General features: G+C 64.2%; 2 protein-coding genes. One reads left to right on the top strand and one right to left on the bottom strand.

Going from position 1 to position 2913, the window contains the following annotated elements; genetic code table 11:
- A partial coding sequence (locus JHD07_RS36915) for a M23 family metallopeptidase (protein WP_291631154.1) occupies positions 1 to 1876 on the bottom strand: 1876 nt, incomplete at its 3' end.
- Between the two features lie 630 nt (positions 1877 to 2506).
- Between JHD07_RS36915 and JHD07_RS36910 the strand changes: the two genes are divergently transcribed.
- The coding region (locus tag JHD07_RS36910) for a hypothetical protein (protein ID WP_291631152.1) at positions 2507 to 2913 on the top strand (407 nt) is incomplete at its 3' end.

The raw sequence follows: 2913 nt of genomic DNA, 5'->3' as shown, positions 1-2913 counted from the left end.
GGATCTCGTAATGGACGTGCGGGCCGGTCGACAGGCCGGACGAGCCGACGAAGCCGATCACCTGGCCCTGCCGCACCTTCTTGCCGGGCTCCATGCCCTTGGCGAAGGCCGACATGTGGCCGTAGGCGGTCTCGTAGCCGTTGGCGTGCTTGATGCGGATGTACTTGCCGTAGCCGCCCTCGGGGCCGGCCTTCTCGATCACGCCGTTGCCGGAGGCGAAGATCGGCGTGCCGTAGGAGGTGGACCAGTCGACGCCGGTATGCATCTTCACGTAGCCGAGGATCGGATGGCGGCGGCCGCCGAAGCCGGAGCGCATGATGGCGTTATTGACGGGCTTTCGAACCAGGAACTTCTTCGCGCTCTTGCCGGTCTCGTCGTAATAATCGACGAGGCCGTCGTCGGGGCTCTGGTAGCGGTAGTATTTCTTGGTCTCGCCGGCGACGGTGAGCGAGGCGAACAGCACCTCGTTCTTCTCGGTCGCGGTCACGCCCTCGTCCTCGCCGGCGTAGAACACGTCGAAGGAATCGCCGGGCTGGACCTTGCGCTGGAAGTCGACGTCGTAGGAGTAGATCTTGATCATGTCCTCGATGACGGGCATCGGGACCTTGTTGCGCATCGCGGTCTCGTAGATGCTCTGGTAGAGCCGCACGCCGGAGCCGTCGTCATCGTCGTCGTCGTCGTTGCTGGCGTTCGCCGCGGCGTCCGCCACGGTGTTCATGCTGGAGACGTCGACCGCGACGTATCTGCCGAGGTCGGACAGCGCCGCGATCGCCTCGACCATCGTCTCGTTGGCGATGACGACACGGTAGGGTTGCAGGCGGGCACCGGGGCTTGCGGGCGCCATCAGGATGCGGAGCTTCTCGCCTTCCTTCAGGCCGCCGTCGCGGCCGCGCGGGCCGAGCGTCGCGGTGATCGCCTTGATCTCCTCGGCGGTGGCGCCGAGATCGCGCAGCACGCCGGCGACGCTGTCGCCCTTCCTGACCATGTGGACGCGTTCACCGTTGGGATTGCCGCCGGTGATCTGCTCCTTGGTCTTGGGCAGCAGCGTGACGTTTTCCGGCACCACGCGCGTCTCGAAACCGGCATAGGGATCTGACGAGGACGCTTCGGGAGCGTAGGCACTTCTGATGTCTGTCGCGCCGGTCGCGCCGGAGACGTCGGCCGTGGCATTGGCGAGCGATGCGTAGCGCACCCCGCCATTGCCGCGCCAATTGGCGGCGTCGCGCACCCGCATCAGGATGTCGTCGAGCGCCACCACGGCGGAAATCTTAGCCTTCGGCAACACCTGCGACAGGTCCTTGGTGACGAAGGACACTTCCGCGTCGGGCTCGACGGCTTCGGGATTGTTGGGATCGTCGGTCGCCGTCTTCGGATCAGAGCCGACATCGGTGAGCAGGCGCTGGGCGTTGAACGGCGGGATCTTCGCCGACAGATCGCTCGTCGTCATCGACAGATTGCCGGCGATCCGCACGAACGGGCGCACCCGCATCACGTCACGGTTGCCGACGCGGGCGACGGTCGAGACCCGCATGACGTTGCGCGATGCCGTGGATTCGCTCGGCGGCGGCAGGCGGTCGCTCTTGTGCAGCGTGGCGGCGCGATCTGCGGCGCCGAATGCACCGCGCAGCGCGCCTTCGACCCGCTCCGGCACCTTGGCGAACGTCATCTCGCCGTCGAGCGATGCGAAAACGGCGCCGCCGATCAGGGCTGCGCCGCAGAGTCCGGTCAGGATCGTGCCGCTGAACCATTGCACCGAGACGCGACGGCGATCGATCACGGCGGCTTCAGAACCATCGACGGATAGCGGCGGCTCGTGGCCGAGATCGATGATCCCGGTCTCACGCCCGTAAGCGCCGCGTGACGTCCTGTGGTTCAACCCAAGTCCCCCAATTCAACGACCCAAGTGCTCGTTTCGAACCTGTCCCCGGGTGCCCTCTTGAACGGGGATCGCCGGAAAAGGCAAGCCGCACAGCCGTCCGCGCCCAGAAAGCCCCTCAGCTGGGGCTGGCCGAATTACGAACAGCAGGACGGGTGAAGCGCTCGCGATGTCTTTCGAATGTCCGGGGAAGGCCGCGTCATTTGCAAGATCGCCTTCCTCTGACCCCATGAAAATCGCCGGCAGCCCCCACAGGCATCCCGCGATTCAAGCTTGTCTCCTTATCAGAACGCCGCGGGATTGTGGCTCAAGTACGGCGCCAGATATGGAAAAAACTTCCTCAACGGGGCGGCGCGAGGGACCTCCCCGGCAGGGCGCGGCAGGCCGTCCCAGGAGCCGCTCCGGAGCCCTCCGGAGCGCAAACTTTTTTCAGTTTTTTCGCGGGCCGAGGCCGGCAGGTGCGCTCCGCGGCGATCTAAGGCGCTGTAAACGCGTAGTTTTTCCCGCACTTCCACTGTGCGACGATTTGTTGACGATTAGCGTTGACAGCCCGGAAGGTGGGGCCTATAACCCCAACCACTGAGCGCGGCGCCGCCGGGTCACTGACCAAGGCGAGCGGACGCGCCACTGATGCTCCTCACCTTGTTGAGTGACACAACAATCGACACCAGTCGGTTGGAGTCATTCATCGTCGGTAAGGGTGTCGGAACCCTTCCTGCAAGGAAGGTTGGAGCCTCCAGGGCTCCGGGCTGTTTGACAAGTGAAGATGAAGAAAGAGAAACGTGGACGGCGGAGTCCTTGCGGGTCTCGCTTCCGGGAAGCTTCGGCTTTTTGGATCGGGACCGGACGAAAGACTTCGGCGGTACACGTTTTAAAGGAAACACCATCGTTGCCAGCGATGTGAATCGCAGGCAGCTCGGCGGCTTCGGTCGTCGGAAAAATGGTGGGACCTCGTCAAACGTTGTGATCAGCCGGTTCAAAGTTCAAGTCCAACTTGAGAGTTTGATCCTGGCTCAGAGCGAACGCTGGCGGCAGGC

The organism is Bradyrhizobium sp. (assembly GCF_016462955.1).
Taxonomy (GTDB): Bacteria; Pseudomonadota; Alphaproteobacteria; order Rhizobiales; family Xanthobacteraceae; genus Bradyrhizobium.
The sequence above is the reverse complement of the archived record's forward strand: the minus strand, read 5'-3'. Positions and strand labels throughout refer to the sequence as shown.